This window comes from Enterococcus raffinosus, from assembly GCF_001886185.1.
GTDB classification, from domain to species: Bacteria; Bacillota; Bacilli; order Lactobacillales; family Enterococcaceae; genus Enterococcus_A; species Enterococcus_A raffinosus.
Genome location: NZ_JXLA01000009.1, coordinates 107,828 through 124,743 on the forward strand (window position 1 = coordinate 107,828; position 16,916 = coordinate 124,743).

General features: G+C 41.1%; 16 protein-coding genes. 12 read left to right on the forward strand and 4 right to left on the reverse strand.

The window, feature by feature from the left end:
* The first annotated feature begins 280 nt into the window (after nt 1-280).
* Entirely contained in the window at nt 281-1,459 is a 1,179-nt protein-coding gene (locus RV13_RS06720) for a class C sortase (RefSeq protein ID WP_010746498.1), read from the forward strand.
* 1 nt (nt 1,460) lies between these two features.
* Nucleotides 1,461-2,639, forward strand: coding sequence for a class C sortase (locus RV13_RS06725; RefSeq protein WP_010746497.1), 1,179 nt, complete (start codon nt 1,461-1,463; stop codon nt 2,637-2,639).
* A 34-nt stretch (nt 2,640-2,673) separates the two neighbouring features.
* On the opposite strand, the gene RV13_RS06730 is transcribed toward RV13_RS06725, so the two are convergent.
* Complete coding sequence (locus RV13_RS06730) at nt 2,674-3,318, reverse strand: DsbA family protein (protein WP_010746496.1); 645 nt, start codon at nt 3,316-3,318, stop codon at nt 2,674-2,676.
* Complete coding sequence (locus RV13_RS06735) at nt 3,315-3,923, reverse strand: CYTH domain-containing protein (RefSeq protein ID WP_010746495.1); 609 nt, start codon at nt 3,921-3,923, stop codon at nt 3,315-3,317. The genes RV13_RS06730 and RV13_RS06735 overlap by 4 nt, the downstream gene beginning before the upstream one ends.
* Before the next feature lie 205 nt (nt 3,924-4,128).
* On the opposite strand from RV13_RS06735, the gene yjbM reads away from it, so the two are divergent.
* The 5 genes from yjbM (at nt 4,129) to RV13_RS06760 (ending at nt 8,791) form a co-directional block, all read left to right on the forward strand.
* Entirely contained in the window at nt 4,129-4,794 is a 666-nt protein-coding gene (gene yjbM, locus RV13_RS06740) for a GTP diphosphokinase (protein WP_010746494.1), read from the forward strand.
* On the forward strand, nt 4,766-5,569 hold the full coding sequence (locus RV13_RS06745; RefSeq protein ID WP_010746493.1) for an NAD kinase: 804 nt from the start codon (nt 4,766-4,768) through the stop codon (nt 5,567-5,569). Before yjbM ends, RV13_RS06745 begins: the two co-directional genes overlap by 29 nt.
* 4 nt (nt 5,570-5,573) lie before the next feature.
* Entirely contained in the window at nt 5,574-6,467 is an 894-nt protein-coding gene (locus tag RV13_RS06750) for an RluA family pseudouridine synthase (RefSeq protein ID WP_010746492.1), read from the forward strand.
* Between the two features lie 471 nt (nt 6,468-6,938).
* Entirely contained in the window at nt 6,939-8,309 is a 1,371-nt protein-coding gene (gene mgtE / locus RV13_RS06755; RefSeq protein WP_010746491.1) for a magnesium transporter, read from the forward strand.
* A 41-nt stretch (nt 8,310-8,350) separates the two neighbouring features.
* Nucleotides 8,351-8,791: an NUDIX domain-containing protein gene (locus RV13_RS06760; protein WP_010746490.1), complete on the forward strand. Its 441-nt coding sequence runs from the start codon at nt 8,351-8,353 to the stop codon at nt 8,789-8,791.
* A gap of 21 nt (nt 8,792-8,812) precedes the next feature.
* On the opposite strand, the gene RV13_RS06765 is transcribed toward RV13_RS06760, so the two are convergent.
* A complete protein-coding gene (locus RV13_RS06765) occupies nt 8,813-9,613 on the reverse strand; it encodes a MurR/RpiR family transcriptional regulator (protein ID WP_010746489.1) in 801 nt (266 codons plus the stop codon).
* A gap of 158 nt (nt 9,614-9,771) precedes the next feature.
* Here RV13_RS06765 and RV13_RS06770 point away from each other — a divergent pair, with 158 nt between their 5' ends.
* Nucleotides 9,772-11,220, forward strand: coding sequence for a glycoside hydrolase family 1 protein (locus tag RV13_RS06770; RefSeq protein WP_010746488.1), 1,449 nt, complete (start codon nt 9,772-9,774; stop codon nt 11,218-11,220).
* A 63-nt stretch (nt 11,221-11,283) separates the two neighbouring features.
* Here RV13_RS06770 and RV13_RS06775 read toward each other — a convergent pair whose 3' ends face one another.
* Nucleotides 11,284-11,919: a copper homeostasis protein CutC gene (locus tag RV13_RS06775; RefSeq protein ID WP_010746487.1), complete on the reverse strand. Its 636-nt coding sequence runs from the start codon at nt 11,917-11,919 to the stop codon at nt 11,284-11,286.
* 187 nt (nt 11,920-12,106) lie between these two features.
* Between RV13_RS06775 and RV13_RS06780 the strand changes: the two genes are divergently transcribed.
* The 4 genes from RV13_RS06780 to recD2 all read left to right on the forward strand — a co-directional run bounded on the left by RV13_RS06780 (nt 12,107) and on the right by recD2 (nt 16,863).
* Complete coding sequence (locus tag RV13_RS06780; RefSeq protein WP_010746486.1) at nt 12,107-12,961, forward strand: methyltransferase domain-containing protein; 855 nt, start codon at nt 12,107-12,109, stop codon at nt 12,959-12,961.
* Between the two features lie 286 nt (nt 12,962-13,247).
* A complete protein-coding gene (trmL, locus tag RV13_RS06785; RefSeq protein WP_010746485.1) occupies nt 13,248-13,754 on the forward strand; it encodes a tRNA (uridine(34)/cytosine(34)/5-carboxymethylaminomethyluridine(34)-2'-O)-methyltransferase TrmL in 507 nt (168 codons plus the stop codon).
* A gap of 25 nt (nt 13,755-13,779) precedes the next feature.
* Entirely contained in the window at nt 13,780-14,436 is a 657-nt protein-coding gene (locus RV13_RS06790; RefSeq protein WP_010746484.1) for a histidine phosphatase family protein, read from the forward strand.
* Between the two features lie 24 nt (nt 14,437-14,460).
* Nucleotides 14,461-16,863: an SF1B family DNA helicase RecD2 gene (gene recD2, locus RV13_RS06795; RefSeq protein WP_010746483.1), complete on the forward strand. Its 2,403-nt coding sequence runs from the start codon at nt 14,461-14,463 to the stop codon at nt 16,861-16,863.
* Nucleotides 16,864-16,916: the final 53 nt, after the last annotated feature.

Here is a 16,916-nt window from a genome sequence, read left to right on the forward strand (position 1 = left end):
TATGGACTCCATCAACTAAGAGCTAAAGAATGAGAGAATCTTATTATTGCATAGAAAAATATTTATTTTTAGTTAAGATTGCTACTTTTTAAGGTGTAGAAGCGAAAGAAATAACTTAAAAAATAGGAATATATGCATGAAACAAAACCCCTAAATCATAGGAAATGAGACGGCTTTCAAAGGAAAATTATTCAAATATTTGAAAGAAATTTTACAATTGGAATTTCTCTTTTGAGTTTTATTATGCGAGAATTAGCATAAGTAGAGGGGGTGGATCATAATGGCAAAACCAAACAAAAGAGACAAGATTGACTTGTTTTTAAAATTATCAATCGCTGTCATGTTTATCACTGGTTTTCTAATATTTATGTATCCATTTGTCGTCGATTCGATCAATAATTACATTGATCAGCAGCGTCTGGAAGAGGTTCAAGACAAGATGGAGGCCCGATCAGAAGCTGAAAAGAAGAAAAGACTGGACAAGCTCGAAAAAGAAAATAAAAAATTAAAAACGATCATTCCTGGTGCTGGAAGTTTTGATGATCCCTTTGAATCCTCCCTTCAGGGAACCAAGAGTCCTAAAAAGGAATATTATGAAAAGCATATGATTGGCGCTATCTTTATTCCAAAAATAAAGGTCAGCTTGCCGGTTTACGATGAAACCAATGACTTTTTATTGGATAAGGGAGCGACAGTTTTGCAGGGAACCTCTTTTCCGGTAGGAGGAAAGGGCACGCATTCAGTCATTACTGGTCATACCGGGCTACCAGAAAAAAAGCTGTTTACAGATTTAGAGCTGCTTAAAAAGAAGGATAAGTTTTACTTACATATAGAAGGGAAAAAATTAGCTTATCAGGTTGATCGCATAAAAATTGTGAAACCTGATAAGTTTGACGCGCTTAAAATTGAATTGGATCGTGATTTGGTCACTCTGCTGACCTGTACACCCTATGGAGTAAATAGCCATCGGTTATTGGTAACCGGGCATCGCATAAGCTATCCGGTTGCGGCCGCTGAGAAAATCAAGGAGACAGAAAAGTATCATCGTCGTCGCGTGTATTATCTAGTTGCAGGCTGTCTTTTGTTTGCTCTGATCTTCGGCTACTTTGTATGGCGGAAAATCATCCTTTATCAATCAAAAAAACGCAATTACAATTTCGTTTTCTATCTATACGAGAATGGCGAGCCGTTACCTGGTGTCCGTGCATTGCTTACGCAGAAGCGAGATGTGGTTCGAATTGATGGGAAACTTGTTCACACTGTCAGCGATGCCTATGGAAAAATTGAGTTCAAACAAATCCCTGGTGGCGTCTATCGAGTAGAGACTGAAAATGGCTTGAGTGTAAAAGGAAAAGTTTGGCGATTGAAGGATAAGAAATTCAAGATTTTAAGCCATCGCAGTTACAAGAACATCAAGCAGAAGATCAAGCATTTTATTATTGAAAGCAAGGTGAGCTAGCATGAAGAGATCACCGAAGCCTAGAAGCGATAAACGGCAAATGCTCAGCAAAATCTTTATGATCCTAGTCTTTCTAGTAGGCGTGCTGGTCATGATGTATCCTTTTTATATCAATGCAGTAAATGATTTTATTGATCAAAAGAGGATGGAGGAAGTTCAGGAACAAAATATCAAGCAAAACAAGGAACAAGTTCGTAAAGCCAAAGAGCGGATGAAAAAGCGTAACGAAGAATTAAAAAAGAATGGACTTGTTCCAAAGGCGCCAAAGTTTACGAACGATAATGAGCGGAAGATTGTGAGTGATGAATACATCCGCAAGCATTTGATCGGCGCCATTAGTGTTCCCTCGATTGAGGTGACGCTCCCCTTGTTTGATACGACCAATGAAAAGCTGCTGCAGGAAGGGGCAACGGTATTACAAGGGACGTCCTTTCCGACAGGTGGAATCGATACTCACTCTGTCATTTCTGCCCACAGCGGCTTGCCAGAAAAGAAGCTGTTTACCGATTTGGAAGATGTGAAAATAGGTGAGATTTTTGTCATCACCCTGTTTGAAGAGAAACTTGCCTATGAGGTAGACAAGATAGATGTGGTGGAACCGCGAGATACATCCGTCATCGACATTGAACCGGGTCGAGACATTGTAACACTTTTGACCTGTACGCCTTATATGATTAATAGTCATCGATTATTGGTGACGGGGCATCGAGTCCCTTATACTGAGGAAATGGCACAGGCGATCAAGAAGGCTGATGATACTAGAAAACTCAAAGAATTACTGACGTTGATTGGGGTCGGTGTCGCGATTTTAGTTCTGCTTTTTGGAATTTATCGCGCGATTCATGTCTATCTGCTAAGAAAACGCCGATTCAATCTCAACATCTTGCGAACCAATTTAACGGGAAATGCCTTGTCAGGAATCGAATTGGCCATGTACACGAAAAATGGCAAGCGCCCCGTCCAACGAAAAGGGATTCCGCTGATGGTAATAACCGATGATGAAGGACGTGCTCGCTTTGAGAATATCCCAGGCGGCGTGTATTGTATTAAGGACAATAAAGAGGTTGGTTTTAAGGTTGGAATAAAGAAACTGCGGCAAAATAAAATCAATCTCTATTTAACGAAGCAGCAGAAAAACTATATCTTTACAAAGAATAATGCGGTACAAATCAAAAAATAAGCATCGCTGCCTTATGAGGCACGATGCTTATTTTTTAGATTAGTGATAAGTGATTGTCATCCGTGGACTGTCTAGCTGTATTTTTACTTTGTGATTCTAAAAACGCGATTAAGGATTCCTTCGTGTTATATGTATCTAGGATATGATGGATCGTGTCGCACCCCTCGATGCGAATTCCGGCGTCACAATCATCCGCGTAATTATAAATGACTGCTGATGGATGCGAGGTGATCTCCATCTCGTGAGCGATCTGTTGGTCCGTAAGAAAGGCCTCATGAACAAATGCTGAGTGACGGTCTTCTAAGAACATTTCGATGTCTCCACCAATTTTGGTGAATAATTGAATAGCCAGCTTTTTTGAATAGGGCTGCTTTTCCACACCAACCGTTTTTTGCAACTCGACCAAAAAATCACGCCCACGCTTTTTACCTTGCAGATGTGCGGCTTTAACATCTAAAGCGGCAGAATGAATTTCCTGTGAAAGTTCGGTTCGCAGCTCAATGTCTTTTTCGGAGGCGCCAATTCGCTGCATAAACTCAGAAACGGTTTTTAAGTTCATAATAGGAATCAGGCGTAGCTGAATCTTCATGTCATATTTGTTAATCAAATCAATGATCCGTTGCTCGATCGATAAACATTTTTTTCCAATTGGATTTACAAACAAATAAATTTCGATCACTGGAGCCCCTCCATTTCTTTTTCTCGCCTTTGCTGTTCAGCAACAGCTCGTGCGACCTTGTTTTGTGTTTTGCGATAAGGGATATGAAATCTGCTTAATAATTGATTAAACTCACCTTCATTATAGGTTGAATCAGGGACTTCAAGCTCTAGCTCAAAATCATGCTGATCGCCATACCAACTTTCATCTAATGCCAGCTTTCCTTCTGGAATGTCGAATTCCGCTCGTTTTGTGATTAATTTCCCAATTAGTTGCAAGTCATACCGAGCGATCGCTAACTGGTTTAATTGTGTCAAAACTTCTTTCGCTTCTGAAGCAAATGCTCTATTTTCGATTGCCTGTGCTGCGGCATCCACTGTGAGGGAATCAGTTACCTCAAGCAGACCAACATCTTGAGGAATCTTCAAAGTCGCTTCTGCTTTGGTAGTGAAGCGACGAATCCGTAACCCCATTCCCAGATGCTTTAGTTGAAAATCCGCTGTATCGAAGTAAAGATTCGTCTGCATTACAAATTGTTCGTCTGTAACATTATAGTAACGTAACAATTCAGTGTATTCGTCTAGTGTTAACATACTCTTGAATTCGATTTCAATTTCTTTACTCACACTTATTCTACTCCTGATCCTAGAAAATTCCTAATATAAGACATCCTCACATAGAATAACCTGAATAGTCAAACAATTAGAACCATTTCCATGAAAATGTTAGTATTTTGTAATATTCGATAAACTGAGAAAATATGATAATTCTTTCTGCAGAAGGTTTGTGATAAGATAAGAAAGAATGGAAAAATGAAGTGAGGGATAGGCGATGGAGAGAGACTGGGATTCGTTTCTTGCTCCGTATGAATTGGCAGTAGCGGAGTTGAAGATAAAATTACGTGGATTGCGAAAACAATACCGCACAAGCGGAGATCATGTGCCGATTGAGTTTGTCACCGGTCGCGTGAAGCCAGTAGAAAGCATCCTTAACAAAGCAGAGCTGCGGGGGATCCCGTTAGAGCGTTTAGAAGATGAGATGTCTGATATGGCAGGCATGCGTATCATGTGTCAATTTGTTGAGGACATTCCTTTAGTCGTGGAAATTTTGCGACGTAGAAATGATATGAAGGTCATTCAAGAACGAGATTATATTACGAATCGAAAGGCCAGCGGTTATCGGTCGTATCATTTAGTGATCGAATATCCAGTACAGATGCTGGAGGGTGAGAAGAAATTGCTTGCCGAAATTCAAATTCGAACATTATCCATGAATTTTTGGGCAACAATTGAGCACTCCATGAATTATAAATATAAAGGTCAAATTCCTGAGGATATTCAGAAGCGATTGTTTCGTGCAGCCGAAGCGGCGTATCAGCTAGATGAAGAGATGTCCAGCATTCGCGATGAGATTCAAGAAGCACAGCATGTATTTAATCGTAAGGAACAGAAAAAGAAAGTGGGTCGGCATGGGACTACGGATCGGAATCATTCATAATCAAGAAGAAAAATCAATTCGAGTGCTGCAGCGTTTGCGCGGCCTATTATCAGAAAAAGAGGATCTGCATATCGTGGATCGTGATCCGGAATTAGTGATTACGATCGGCGGCGACGGGACATTACTATCGGCCTTTCACCGCTATAATCATCGCTTAGATGAGGTGCGTTTTTTAGGTGTCCATACGGGGCATCTAGGCTTCTACACTGACTGGCGTGATTACGAGCTTCCTGAGTTAGTGAACAGCTTGAGCTGTGAGCAAGGAAAGAGCGTCAGCTATCCACTGTTAGATGTTTTATTGACGACGGCAGAGGGCGATCAAAAACACTTTTTGGCTCTAAATGAGTCCACGATTCGTAAAGGAAGCCGGACGATGGTGGCGGATGTTTACATTAAAGAAGAGTTATTTGAACGATTTCGAGGTGATGGATTAGCGATCTCCACGCCAACTGGTTCGACAGCCTATAATAAAAGTGTAGGCGGCGCAGTCGTTCATCCAAGTATCAATGCAATGCAATTAGCTGAAATTGCGTCACTAAACAATCGAGTATTCCGTACTCTGGGTTCGCCAAGTATCATTGGTTCCCATGAATGGATCGATGTGCGGTTGAAGAGCGATGAACAGCATTTGATTACCATCGATCAATTAGATATTAATCGAAAAGGAATTGCATCAATCAAATACAAAATCGCCGAGGAGCGCATTCACTTTGCTTCCTATCGGCATATGCATTTTTGGCATCGAGTAAAAGATGCCTTTATTCGAGAGGATTAGTTTTGTGGAATTCAAATGGACATATGAAGAGCAGACCAGCTCAATTGTACGGACTTTTTTAAAGCGTCAGGGCATTTCGAAAAAATTGCTGGCAAAAATTAAATTTCAAGGTGGAAAAATCTTCGTAAATGAGACAGAACAAAACGTCTTGTTTTCTCTAAAAACCCATGATATTGTAACTGTTGTGATTCCAGATGAGGAGCCCCATGAAACGTTACTGGCAGACGAAGTACCGATCGAGATTGTTTTTGAAGATGAGCATGTCCTTGTTGTAAATAAACCAGCCGGGATCGCCTCTATTCCAGCACAATACCACCCGCGAGGAACGATGGCGAATCGAGTCAAAGCATACTACGTGAAGCAAAACTATGCCAATCAGGTTGTGCATGTCGTAACTCGATTGGATCGAGATACCTCTGGCTTGATGTTGTTTGCCAAACATGGTTTCGCCCATGCCAAACTGGATCAAGGATTGCAGAAGAAGCAATTTGTCAAAAAATATCAAGCACTTGTTTCAGGAGAAGTGGATTCCCTACAGAATCATGGGAATATTTCGATGCCGATTGGACGTGATCTGTCCTCATTGTTGAAGCGCCAGGTCATTGAAACGGGGCAAAAAGCCGAAACAGAATATTGGTTGAAAAAGCGAAATCAGACGTGTGCTTTAGTTGATATCCAGCTTCATACAGGTCGAACCCATCAAATACGAGTGCATTTTTCAGCAATCGGCTGTCCGCTTTTGGGTGACGAGCTATATGATGGTTCGCTAGATTTAGGCATTGAACGTCAGGCATTACACTGCTATTCCCTGACCTTTCCCCATCCCTTCAACAATGAACCGTTGTATTTTCAACTGCCGTTGGCTGAAGATATGGCGACAATAGCAGCCACGATTTAAATAAAAAAAATAATGCTTTTCCCAGAAATTCAGAGACAAAGAACGAAACAAAAGAGATTAGCACAATTGCCGAACAAGCAGTATAGCAGAAGGATATCCGTAACGAAAATCAAGGCAATTTTTCTTATTGGAAATTGCTACATAAAAAAGAGGTAGGTTGTCAGTTCTGCTTTTCCCAGAAATTCAGAGTCAAAGAACGAAACAAAAAAGATTAGCACAATTGCCAAACAAGCAGTATAGCAGAAGGATATCCGAAACGAAAATCGAGGCAATTTTTCATAGAAAAATTGCTACATAAAAAAGAGGTAGGTTGTCAGTTCTGCTTTTCCCAGAAATTCAGAGTTAAAGAACGAAACTAAGAAGAGTCGAACAATGACCAAACAAGCAGTATAGCAGAATGATATCCGAAACGAAAATCGAGGCAATTTTTCATAGAAAAATTGCTACATAAAAAAGAGGTAGGTGAGATTGATGGATGAAAACCAAGAAGAGCTAGAAATACATTTCCAACAATTAAGGGAGGAACTGGACCAGAATGAACTGCAGTCCTTTCGTGATCATTTTCTAGAGATGCATTTCTATGATCAGGGGCAATTTTATCAATCTTTGAATCAAGAAGAGCGTCAACTGGTTTATTCCTATCTATCACCCAAAGAATTGGCCGATATGTTTGACGTCATTGAAGAAGACGATGAACATATGGATGAGTACCTGAGTGAGATGCGTCCACAGTATGCAGCGGACATGTTGTCTGAAATGTATACCGATAACGCGGTAGACTTACTGAATGAATTAGATAAAAAGCCAGTAGCGAAGTACCTGAGTCTAATGGACTCTGAGCATGCGAACGAGATTCGTGAGCTGCTGCATTACGAAGACGATACTGCTGGTTCATTGATGACCACGGAGTATGTCTCAATTGTAGCGAATCAAACGGTTCGTTCCGCCATGTATGTGTTAAAAAAAGAAGCACAAATTGCCGAGACAATCTATTATACTTATGTAGTAAATGATGAAAATCAGCTTGTAGGAGTTATTTCTCTCCGTGATCTGATCGTGAATGACGATGATACGATGGTCTCTGATGTCATGAGCGAACGGGTGATATCTGTTCACGTAGGTGATGATCAAGAGGATGTAGCGCAGACCTTCCGTGACTACGATTTTCTAGCGTTACCGGTCACAGATTATGAAGATCATTTATTAGGGATCGTTACCGTCGATGATATCATTGACGTTATCGACGATGAAGCGGCCAGCGATTACTCTGGTTTGGCCGGGGTCAATGTCGAAGAAGTGGATGAGAATCCCGTCAAAGCGGCTTCTAGGCGGTTGCCGTGGTTGATTACGCTGCTATTTTTAGGAATGACCACAGCCACCTTGATCAATCATTACGAGGCATTGGTTAGTAAGGCAAGTATTTTGGCTGTCTTTATCTCATTAATCACTGGGACAGCCGGAAATGCTGGGACCCAATCACTGGCGGTAGCTGTACGTCGATTGGCGATTTCTGATGACAATGAGAAAAATTTTGGTAAACTGGTCTTGGGTGAAATCTTGACAGGACTTGTTACAGGCTTTGTGACAGGTGTGACGATTTTCATTATTGTAGGTATTTGGAAGCATAATTTTATTTTAGGTTTTGTGATTGGAACGGCAATGATGGCAGCAATTACCGTGGCTACTTTGGCAGGTAGCTGGATTCCGATGATTATGGAAAAGCTGGGCTTTGATCCAGCCGTTGCCAGTGGGCCATTCATTACCACGCTGAGTGATTTGACAAGCGTGTTGATTTACTTTAATATTGCCAGTCTCTTTATGGAACGATTCATCGGTAGTTAAGTGTAACTGAAAAGACATATGCTGAAAGTAGTGAGAAAATTTTGAAAAAAGCTTATGCCGTTATTATTCGCAATGGATTGATTTTGCTTGTTCGACGTCAAGGGGTACCTGTGTGGGATTTACCAGGCGGGGATCTTTTGCCTGATGAGAATGAGCGAGAGGGAATTCAGCGTTTAGTTAAGGAGTTGCTGGCGTTTGACAGCAACGTTGAAGATTTGATTGGCATCTATACAAAAGAGCATTATGATGATATTACCTATGTTTATAAGGTCCAAGAAGCGGTTTCCCAAAGTAAAATGGACTCCCATGAATACGTGGCGTTCAATTTCTTTGATCTCCAGAATTTACCGTTGAACATTTTTCCTGATCGCCTTCGACAGATCAAGGACTATAAGACAGGACGATATCCCGTGCGTCTTCGCTTAAAAGAAAATAAATGGTTCTTTAAGCTAAAAACATTGATTAAAGAAAAAAGAAAATGATTCGCAGTTGTCATAAGCGAATCATTTTCTTTTTTCATTTAGGCTGGCATAGCGGCGAACAAAATAATCACAGAAAAATTCTAATGGATAGTTCCCAATTTGAACATAGTTGGTACTGGTTAAGTTTAAAACCTGATCAAAAAGGTTTGTAATCAAATTTTGTGTGTGCTGAGTGATCAGAACAGAATGGGCTGGTCGTTTACTAATTTGATTGATCAAATCGACATGGCTGGTCAGGATGGTCCCGTAGGAGGAAAGAACCAAGATCACTGTATTTTCATCCGCCTGTTGAATCGCAATTTTTTGAAGCGCCTCATTTTCTGGAACATGAGTCAATTTGTTTGAAGCGATAAAATCAACCTGCATATTTCGAGCAAGCTCTAAAGTGGTTGTATAACCGATGAGAATGACTCTTTCAGCGTCCCTTATTTTTTTAAGCAAACAATCGACGAGCCCATAATCCATATTCGTCAGGATGTCCTGTAATGCCGCACTTATTTCAGCAGCATAATTTGTCAGAAAAGTTTCTGGCTGATCCTGCAACTGCTGAAAGTCTGCTTTTTTCATTCTTAAAGAGTTATAGCTTTTCATTCGTTCGTTGGTATCAAGTGCCTCCCTTAGATGTGAAAAGGACGAAAAGCCAAAAGTTTGGCAAAAACGCGTCATCGTCGCAGGAGAAACAAAACACTGTTCGGCGATTTGCGAGATTGTTAATTTTTGAATTTCCTCTTGATGTGTAAAGAGATAGGCGATGATTTTTGAATAGGTTTTATCAGAATTGTGCCGATTTAAATAATTCAACAGCTCATAAATATTGAACATAGGATGACTCCTTTTTTTAGAGATCATTTTCATGTTTATGAAAATAAACAGCGAAAAAGAAAATGCCTTCGCAAAGGTGAAACCAGCAAGCGTTTCATCTGTGCTAGACTAATAAAGTAATGATAATTATACACTAATTGTTCAGAAGGGATGAGAAGATGAGTAAATTTCCAAAAAATTTTTTATGGGGCGGCGCAGTCGCTGCGAATCAATGGGAAGGTGCATTCTTAGAGGACGGAAAAGGCTGGTCAACAGCGGACACGGCTCTTTTTGAAGAAAATCCTGATAAAGTAAATATTTCACTGCTTCAGCCTATGACCACTGAAAAAGTTGAATTTGCCATGAAGGATACAGAAGGAATCTATCCGAAGCGTTTTGGGATTGATGCCTACCATCATTATAAAGAAGATATTGCATTGTTTGCGGAGATGGGGTTCAAAACGTTTCGATTGTCGATTTCATGGCCGCGAATTTTTCCAAACGGAGATGATCGTGAACCAAATGAAGCAGGCTTGGCTTTCTACGATTCATTATTTGACGAATGCTTAAAGTACGGAATCGAACCTTTAGTGACGATTTCTCACTATGAATTTCCTTTAGCTTTGTCATTAAAACAAAACGGGTGGGAAAGTCGCGAAACGGTGGATGCTTTTGTCCGTTATGCGAAAGTATTATTCAAGCGCTATCAAGGAAAAGTAAAATATTGGCTGACCTTTAATGAAATCAATATCATTGGCATGACTGGATATTTAAGTGGCGGCTTATTAGCAGATAAGACGGATAATATGCTGCAAGCTCAATATCAGGCAGCCCATCATCAGTTTATTGCCAGTGCACTAACAGTCAAAGCTTGTCACGAGATGCTGCCGGATGCGCAGATTGGTTGTATGCTTGCTCGTCAGGAGGCTTATCCTGAAACGTCGAATCCGTTGGATGTTATGGAGAGTGTGGAGGCGGATCATACGAATCTATTCTATTCTGACGTTCAGATTCGTGGGTATTACCCTCGTTATATGGAGAAATTCTTCCGTGATCACCAGATTGAAATCAAAAAGGAAGCCGGAGACGATGAAATTTTAAGACAAGGTGTCGTAGATTTCATGTCCTTCAGTTACTATATGAGCAGCATTGCTTCCCATGAGAAATCAGGAGAAGAAACTGCTGGAAATCTGTTAGGCTCTAAGAAAAATCCATACTTAGCAGCAAGTGATTGGGGCTGGCAAATTGATCCTGTCGGTTTGCGAATCACACTGCATAAATTGTATGATCGTTACCAAATCCCACTGTTTATTGTTGAAAACGGCTTAGGAGCGAAGGATGTTGTCACAGAGGATGGAAAAATCCATGACGATTATCGAATCGATTACTTACGTGACCACATTAACGAAATGGCGAAGGCGATTGATGAAGGCGTCGAATTAATGGGCTATACCCCTTGGGGCTGTATTGATTTGATCAGCGCCAGCACCAGTGAGATGGCGAAGCGCTATGGTTTCATTTATGTGGATCAAGATGATAAAGGCAATGGTTCATTGGACCGCTTGAGAAAAGATTCTTTCTACTGGTACAAAGAAGTTATTGCGACGAGTGGCGAGAACTTAGCGTAATCAAAAAGACCTGACACAGCTTTTTTAATTGCTGCGCCAGGTCTTTTAATTGAATAGTTATGTCTAGAATTGAACAACTTTTGTTCCATGAACTTCGCTGACGCCTAGAGCTTCAGCGATTTTTTCTGCATTTGCCGCATTGATGCTACCGCCAGGCAGGATGATAATCCGTCCAGCCGCGTAATCGACGAGCTCTTTAAGATGAGGAAGATTGTCCTCGATAGAAGTCGATAAAGGTCCGCCGTGAGTCAGGATTCTGTCAATTCCTAATTGGACAAACCAATCAATGGTCTTAAATTGTTCTTCTTTTGACAGCTCATCAAAAGCCATATGAAAAGTCGTTAATAAGCCTTCACTGTTGCCCATCAGCATTTCCAAAGCTTCCTCGTCCACTTCATTGTCTTCGGTCAAACACCCGAAAACAACACCATCTGTTCCCGCATTTTTAGCATGGATCAAATCATTTTCCATTATTTTCAATTCAATATCGTTGTAGACAAAGTTGCCGCCACGTGGACGAATCATTGTCATAACAGGAACGTGCTTTTCACCAGCGTAAGCTAGGACTTCTTCGATAACCCCCATGCTTGGCGTGGTGCCGCCTACAGCCAAGTTGTCACATAGCTCGATGCGTCCTGCACCTGCTTGGATCGCTTTGGGAATATCCGTATAATTTTCTGCGCAAAATTCTTTAATCAAGATCGAATCCTCCAATTGTGTCCTAATTTTTGAAAAATCAAGCCTAAGAGATGTCGCCTTTTTAAGCTCAGGGATCTCTCCCTATTTGTTAGACGAATCAACATCTCGCGTATAGTTTAGCACATCTCGACGATAGTAGGAATAGAAGAACTATGCTATGATAGGAGAGCAAAAAAGGAGTGGAAAGATGCTTAAAAAAATTGATCGGGGAGCATTATTTTTGGCTAAGCAGCAGGAATTGTTTCGTTGTCCAAAATGTCACCGTGAAATGATCCAACGAGAGAAGAGCTTGATTTGTGGTGAAGGCCATCGCTTTGACTTATCAAAAAAAGGCACGGTGTATTTTTTAGACCATCAGATCAAAACGGACTATGACAATGAAATGTTTGCCCCACGTGGACGAATGATTGGTTCTGGAATGTACCAGCCTGTAATTGAAAAGATTGCGGAATTAATGCAAACTGGGAATTTATTGGATGTCGGCTGCGGTGAAGGAAGTTTCCTACAGCAGATTACCCAGCGAAAGGAAAATCCAGTATCGATTGGCTTTGATATTGCTAAGGAAGGCATATATCTTGCGAGCAATCAACCGATGGAGGCTTTTTGGTGTGTCGCAGATTTGACGAATCTGCCTTTTGCGGACAATTCTTTTGATACAATCCTAAATATTTTTTCGCCTTCACACTATCGCGAATTTAAGCGAGTGATGAAGTCTGATGGCTGTGTGGTCAAAATTGTTCCTCAAGCGGACTACTTAAAGGAATTGCGAGAGGTGTACCATCCTGATGGGGAAACGTACTCCAATGAAGCAGTTATTCAGCGCTTCACAGAGGAGCTTTCGATTGCCCACCGGGAACGGGTGACCTATGAGTTTGATATACCAGAAGAAAATCGATTGGATTTACTGGAGATGTCACCGTTGGAATGGAAGGTTTCTCCAGCTGTAAAAGCGAAATTAGCGGCGAATCCTTTGAAGAAGATAACAGTAGATATCGAAATATTAAAAGGTTATGAGAGTAATCGTTTTCATTCAAATTCCTGAAAATAGAAGGTTGCATTTGTGACTTCGTGATGTTATAGTACTAACAAGTTGTTTTTCATTGGTTTTTATCAGGTTCCTGTTCTGATAAAAGTTAGTGAAAAGTGCTTCACTAACGTAGCGACTCGCCGTGCTAGACACCGAGTTGGTACGTTTTTTTTATGCGAATTCCTGAACATGCTTCTTGTGTTTGTGAATTAGACAGATTTGTGTAGATAAAACAATGAAGGAGCTATCATAGAATAGCTTTGTGAAAATAAAGACTGAAATAAGAACGAGGGAAATCAACATGACAAACCATATTGTACTATTTGAACCGCAGATTCCAGCGAATACAGGGAACATTGCACGAACTTGTGCGGCGACCAATTCACCCTTGCACCTGATTGAACCGTTGGGGTTTTCAACAGATGATAAGCATTTAAAGCGTGCAGGTCTTGATTACTGGAATGATGTAAATATTACTTATCACGAAAATCTAGCAGCATTTCTAGAGTACTTAGGCGATCAGCAGCTGCATTTGATCACAAAGTTTGCGAATGCGACGTATTCAGAAATCGATTATACAGACGACGCAGATCATTTCTTTATGTTTGGGAAAGAAACTACGGGGCTGCCAGAAGAGTTTATGCGAGAAAATGAAGAAAAATGTTTGCGCATCCCTATGAATGATGAACATGTTCGTTCATTGAATCTTTCAAATACGGTGGCTTTAGTTGTATACGAAGCGTTACGTCAGCAAAGCTTTCCAAATTTAGAATTGACGCATCATTATGAAAACGATAAGTTAGACTAGAGATTAGACGCGGAAAGGGATTTTTATGAAACTGTATTTTACTCGTCATGGAAAAACACAATGGAATCAAGAGAAACGTTTCCAGGGAATGATGGGAGATTCTCCATTATTACCTGAAAGTAAAGAAGCAATCAAAATGCTTGGAAAAGAATTGAAGGATGTCCCCTTTGAAAAGATTTATACGAGTACATTGAAGCGGGCATACCTAACCGCAGAAGGGATCAATAATCAGCTAACGCAGCCAACGGAAATCGTTCGTTCAGAGGATTTAAGAGAGCTTGGCTTAGGAAAATTGGAAGGACAGCTGATTCCTGTGATTGAGGAACGTTACCCTAAAGATATGGTCAACCTGCGTCATCACTTGGACTTGTATGATCCAGCTCCCTTTGACGGAGAGAAAATTGAAGATATGCTAAATCGCATCAATCATTTAGTCGAACAAGCAGTCGCAGAAGCAGAAGAGGGACCGCTTCTTTTTGTCGGTCACGGAGCGGCATTAACCGCGGCTATCCAAGCATTGATGGGAAAGCCTTTAAGTCAATTAAGAGAGATGGGCGGCCTCTTTAATAATAGCCTGACAATTTTAGAAGCAGCGAGCAGTAAACCACCGTATGAATTGATCCAATGGAATGACGTCAGCTTTTTAGAAGGCACCGGAGCCAAACCAGATTCACTATTATAATAGGAAGTAGAAGGGAGGAGCGAAATGTCGGAAGAACAGCTATACATTGTGGGAACACTAAAAGCGATCTTTTTCCAAAATCCTAGTAATTTTTATAAGGTGTTGCTGATTAAAGTCAGTGAAACCAATAGTGACTATCTTGAACAAGAGATCGTTGTTACGGGAAGTTTTGGTGATGTGCAAGAAGATGAAGACTATCGCTTCTTCGGACATTTTGTTGATCATCCTCGTTACGGAAAACAATTTTTAGTAGAAAGCTATGAACAGGCGCATCCTACTTCTGCCAACGGTTTGATTAATTACCTTTCCAGCGAAAAATTTCCTGGGATCGGAAAGATAACCGCTGAGAAAATCATCGAGGTTTTAGGAGAAGAGGCCATTGATCAGATTATGGAGAATCCGTCAGTATTAGCAAAGGTTCCTAATCTCAATGCGAAGAAGCAGAAGGTGATCGTAGACACGATTCGTCAAAATCATGGAATGGAACAAATCATCGTCGGCTTGAGCCGCTATGGCTTCGGCAGTCATCTTTCCTTTGCGATTTTTCAGACCTATCGAAACGAGGCTCTGGAGATCATTGCCGAAAATCCTTATCAGCTTGTTGAAGATATCGAAGGCATCGGCTTTAAAAAGGCAGATAGTCTTGCTGAGCAGTTAGGGATAGCTGCGGATAGTCCGCAACGTATTCGCGCAGCGATTTTTCATCAGGTCAATGAAGATGCCAATCAAAGCGGGGATACATATGTCGAGGCGCAGCAATTACTGACTGAAGTTCTGCAGCTTCTAGAAACGACCCGTCCAGTGGAGATAGCGCCAGATCAAATTGCTACGATGATTATCCAATTGGTTGAGGAGGAAAAGATTCAGCAGGAAGCCACCAAAATATATGAGAATACCTTGTTTTATAGTGAATGGGGCATTGCTTCTTCAATTGAGCGACTGTTAGCTCGTAAAAAAGAAATCAATTATCCTCAAGCGACCATTGATAAAAAGCTGCGTTTGATTGAGAAACAGCTAAAGATCACTTATGGCGACTCACAGGATCAAGCGATTAAAGAAGCGATTCGCTCCCCGTTGTTTATCCTAACAGGGGGACCCGGAACAGGGAAAACAACGGTAATTAACGGGATCGTTAAGCTGTTCGCTGAATTAAATGATTTGTCTTTGGACCCAAAAGATTATACGAACGCAGTTTTTCCAATTCTTTTGGCGGCACCGACAGGTCGTGCAGCGAAACGTATGAATGAAACAACTGGTCTGCCAGCAAGTACGATCCATCGTTTATTGGGCTTGAATGCCAATGATGATACGCCAGATATTGATGCCAAAGAACTTGATGGCGGCTTGTTGATAGTGGATGAAATGTCAATGGTAGATACATGGTTGGCAAATACGCTGTTAAAGGCAATCCCTGATAACATGCAGGTGATTTTGGTGGGAGATAAGGACCAATTACCATCTGTTGGTCCGGGACAAGTTTTCCATGATTTGCTGCAAATTGCAGACATTCCAAAAATGGAATTGACGGATATTTATCGTCAAGGAGACGGTTCCTCAATTATTCCACTAGCTCACGAGATCAAAGATGGCAAGCTGCCGCAGGATTTTAGAAAAAACCAACAGGACCGCTCTTTTATTGCTTGCCATGCGTTTCAAATGGAAGAAGTTGTTAAACAGGTGGTTGAACGAGCGAAGAAAAAAGGATTCACGGCCCAAGATGTTCAAGTTTTAGCGCCAATGTATCGTGGTCCTGCTGGGATTGATGCGATCAATAAGATGATGCAGGAGATTTTCAATCCCAATGATGGACGGAAAAAAGAGGTTCAATGGAACGATGTAGTTTATCGGATTGGTGACAAGGTTCTGCAGTTAGTCAACAATCCAGAGCTCAACGTCTTCAATGGTGACATGGGAATCATAGTTGGAATTATTCCTGCGAAAGAATCGGATGATAAAGTAGATGAACTGGTAATCCAGTTTGACAGTAATGAAGTTAGCTATAAGCGTACAGAATGGAACAAGATCAAACTTTCCTACTGCTGTTCGATTCATAAGGCGCAAGGTAGCGAATTTAAAATGGTGCTGTTGCCCATGGTAAAACAATATTCTCGAATGCTGCAACGAAACTTACTTTATACCGCAGTGACACGCAGCAAGGATTTGTTGATCTTGTTAGGGGAAGAAGAGGCTTTTCAAGCCTGTGTCAACCGAGAGTCCGCCGTGCGAAAAACCACTCTGATCGAACGGATCATGAAGGGTGAGGACGTAGCACCAGTACAGCCTAAGGTAGAGCCTTTTGAAGCTGTAGAGGAAAAACAAAAAGCAGCGAAGAATGAACCAGCTACATTAACACCAAAATTAATTGCTGCCCAAACCATCGACCCGATGATCGGGATGGAGGGTGTTACACCAGCAATGTTTATGTAAGCAAAAAAGGACTGAAAAAATAAAGGCTCTTTGTCAAATAGGACTGATAGAGT

Excerpts from the sequence above, each read along its gene's own strand:
- RV13_RS06720 (WP_010746498.1), top strand. The coding sequence starts at position 281 with ATGGCAAAACCAAACAAAAGAGACAAGATTGACTTGTTTTTAAAATTA.
- yjbM (WP_010746494.1), top strand. The coding sequence starts at position 4,129 with ATGGAGAGAGACTGGGATTCGTTTCTTGCTCCGTATGAATTGGCAGTA.
- RV13_RS06765 (WP_010746489.1), bottom strand. The coding sequence starts at position 9,613 with ATGTTCAATATTTATGAGCTGTTGAATTATTTAAATCGGCACAATTCT.
- RV13_RS06790 (WP_010746484.1), top strand. The coding sequence starts at position 13,780 with ATGAAACTGTATTTTACTCGTCATGGAAAAACACAATGGAATCAAGAG.
- RV13_RS06725 (WP_010746497.1), top strand. The coding sequence starts at position 1,461 with ATGAAGAGATCACCGAAGCCTAGAAGCGATAAACGGCAAATGCTCAGC.
- RV13_RS06745 (WP_010746493.1), top strand. The coding sequence starts at position 4,766 with ATGGGACTACGGATCGGAATCATTCATAATCAAGAAGAAAAATCAATT.
- recD2 (WP_010746483.1), top strand. The coding sequence starts at position 14,461 with ATGTCGGAAGAACAGCTATACATTGTGGGAACACTAAAAGCGATCTTT.
- trmL (WP_010746485.1), top strand. The coding sequence starts at position 13,248 with ATGACAAACCATATTGTACTATTTGAACCGCAGATTCCAGCGAATACA.
- RV13_RS06780 (WP_010746486.1), top strand. The coding sequence starts at position 12,107 with ATGCTTAAAAAAATTGATCGGGGAGCATTATTTTTGGCTAAGCAGCAG.
- mgtE (WP_010746491.1), top strand. The coding sequence starts at position 6,939 with ATGGATGAAAACCAAGAAGAGCTAGAAATACATTTCCAACAATTAAGG.
- RV13_RS06770 (WP_010746488.1), top strand. The coding sequence starts at position 9,772 with ATGAGTAAATTTCCAAAAAATTTTTTATGGGGCGGCGCAGTCGCTGCG.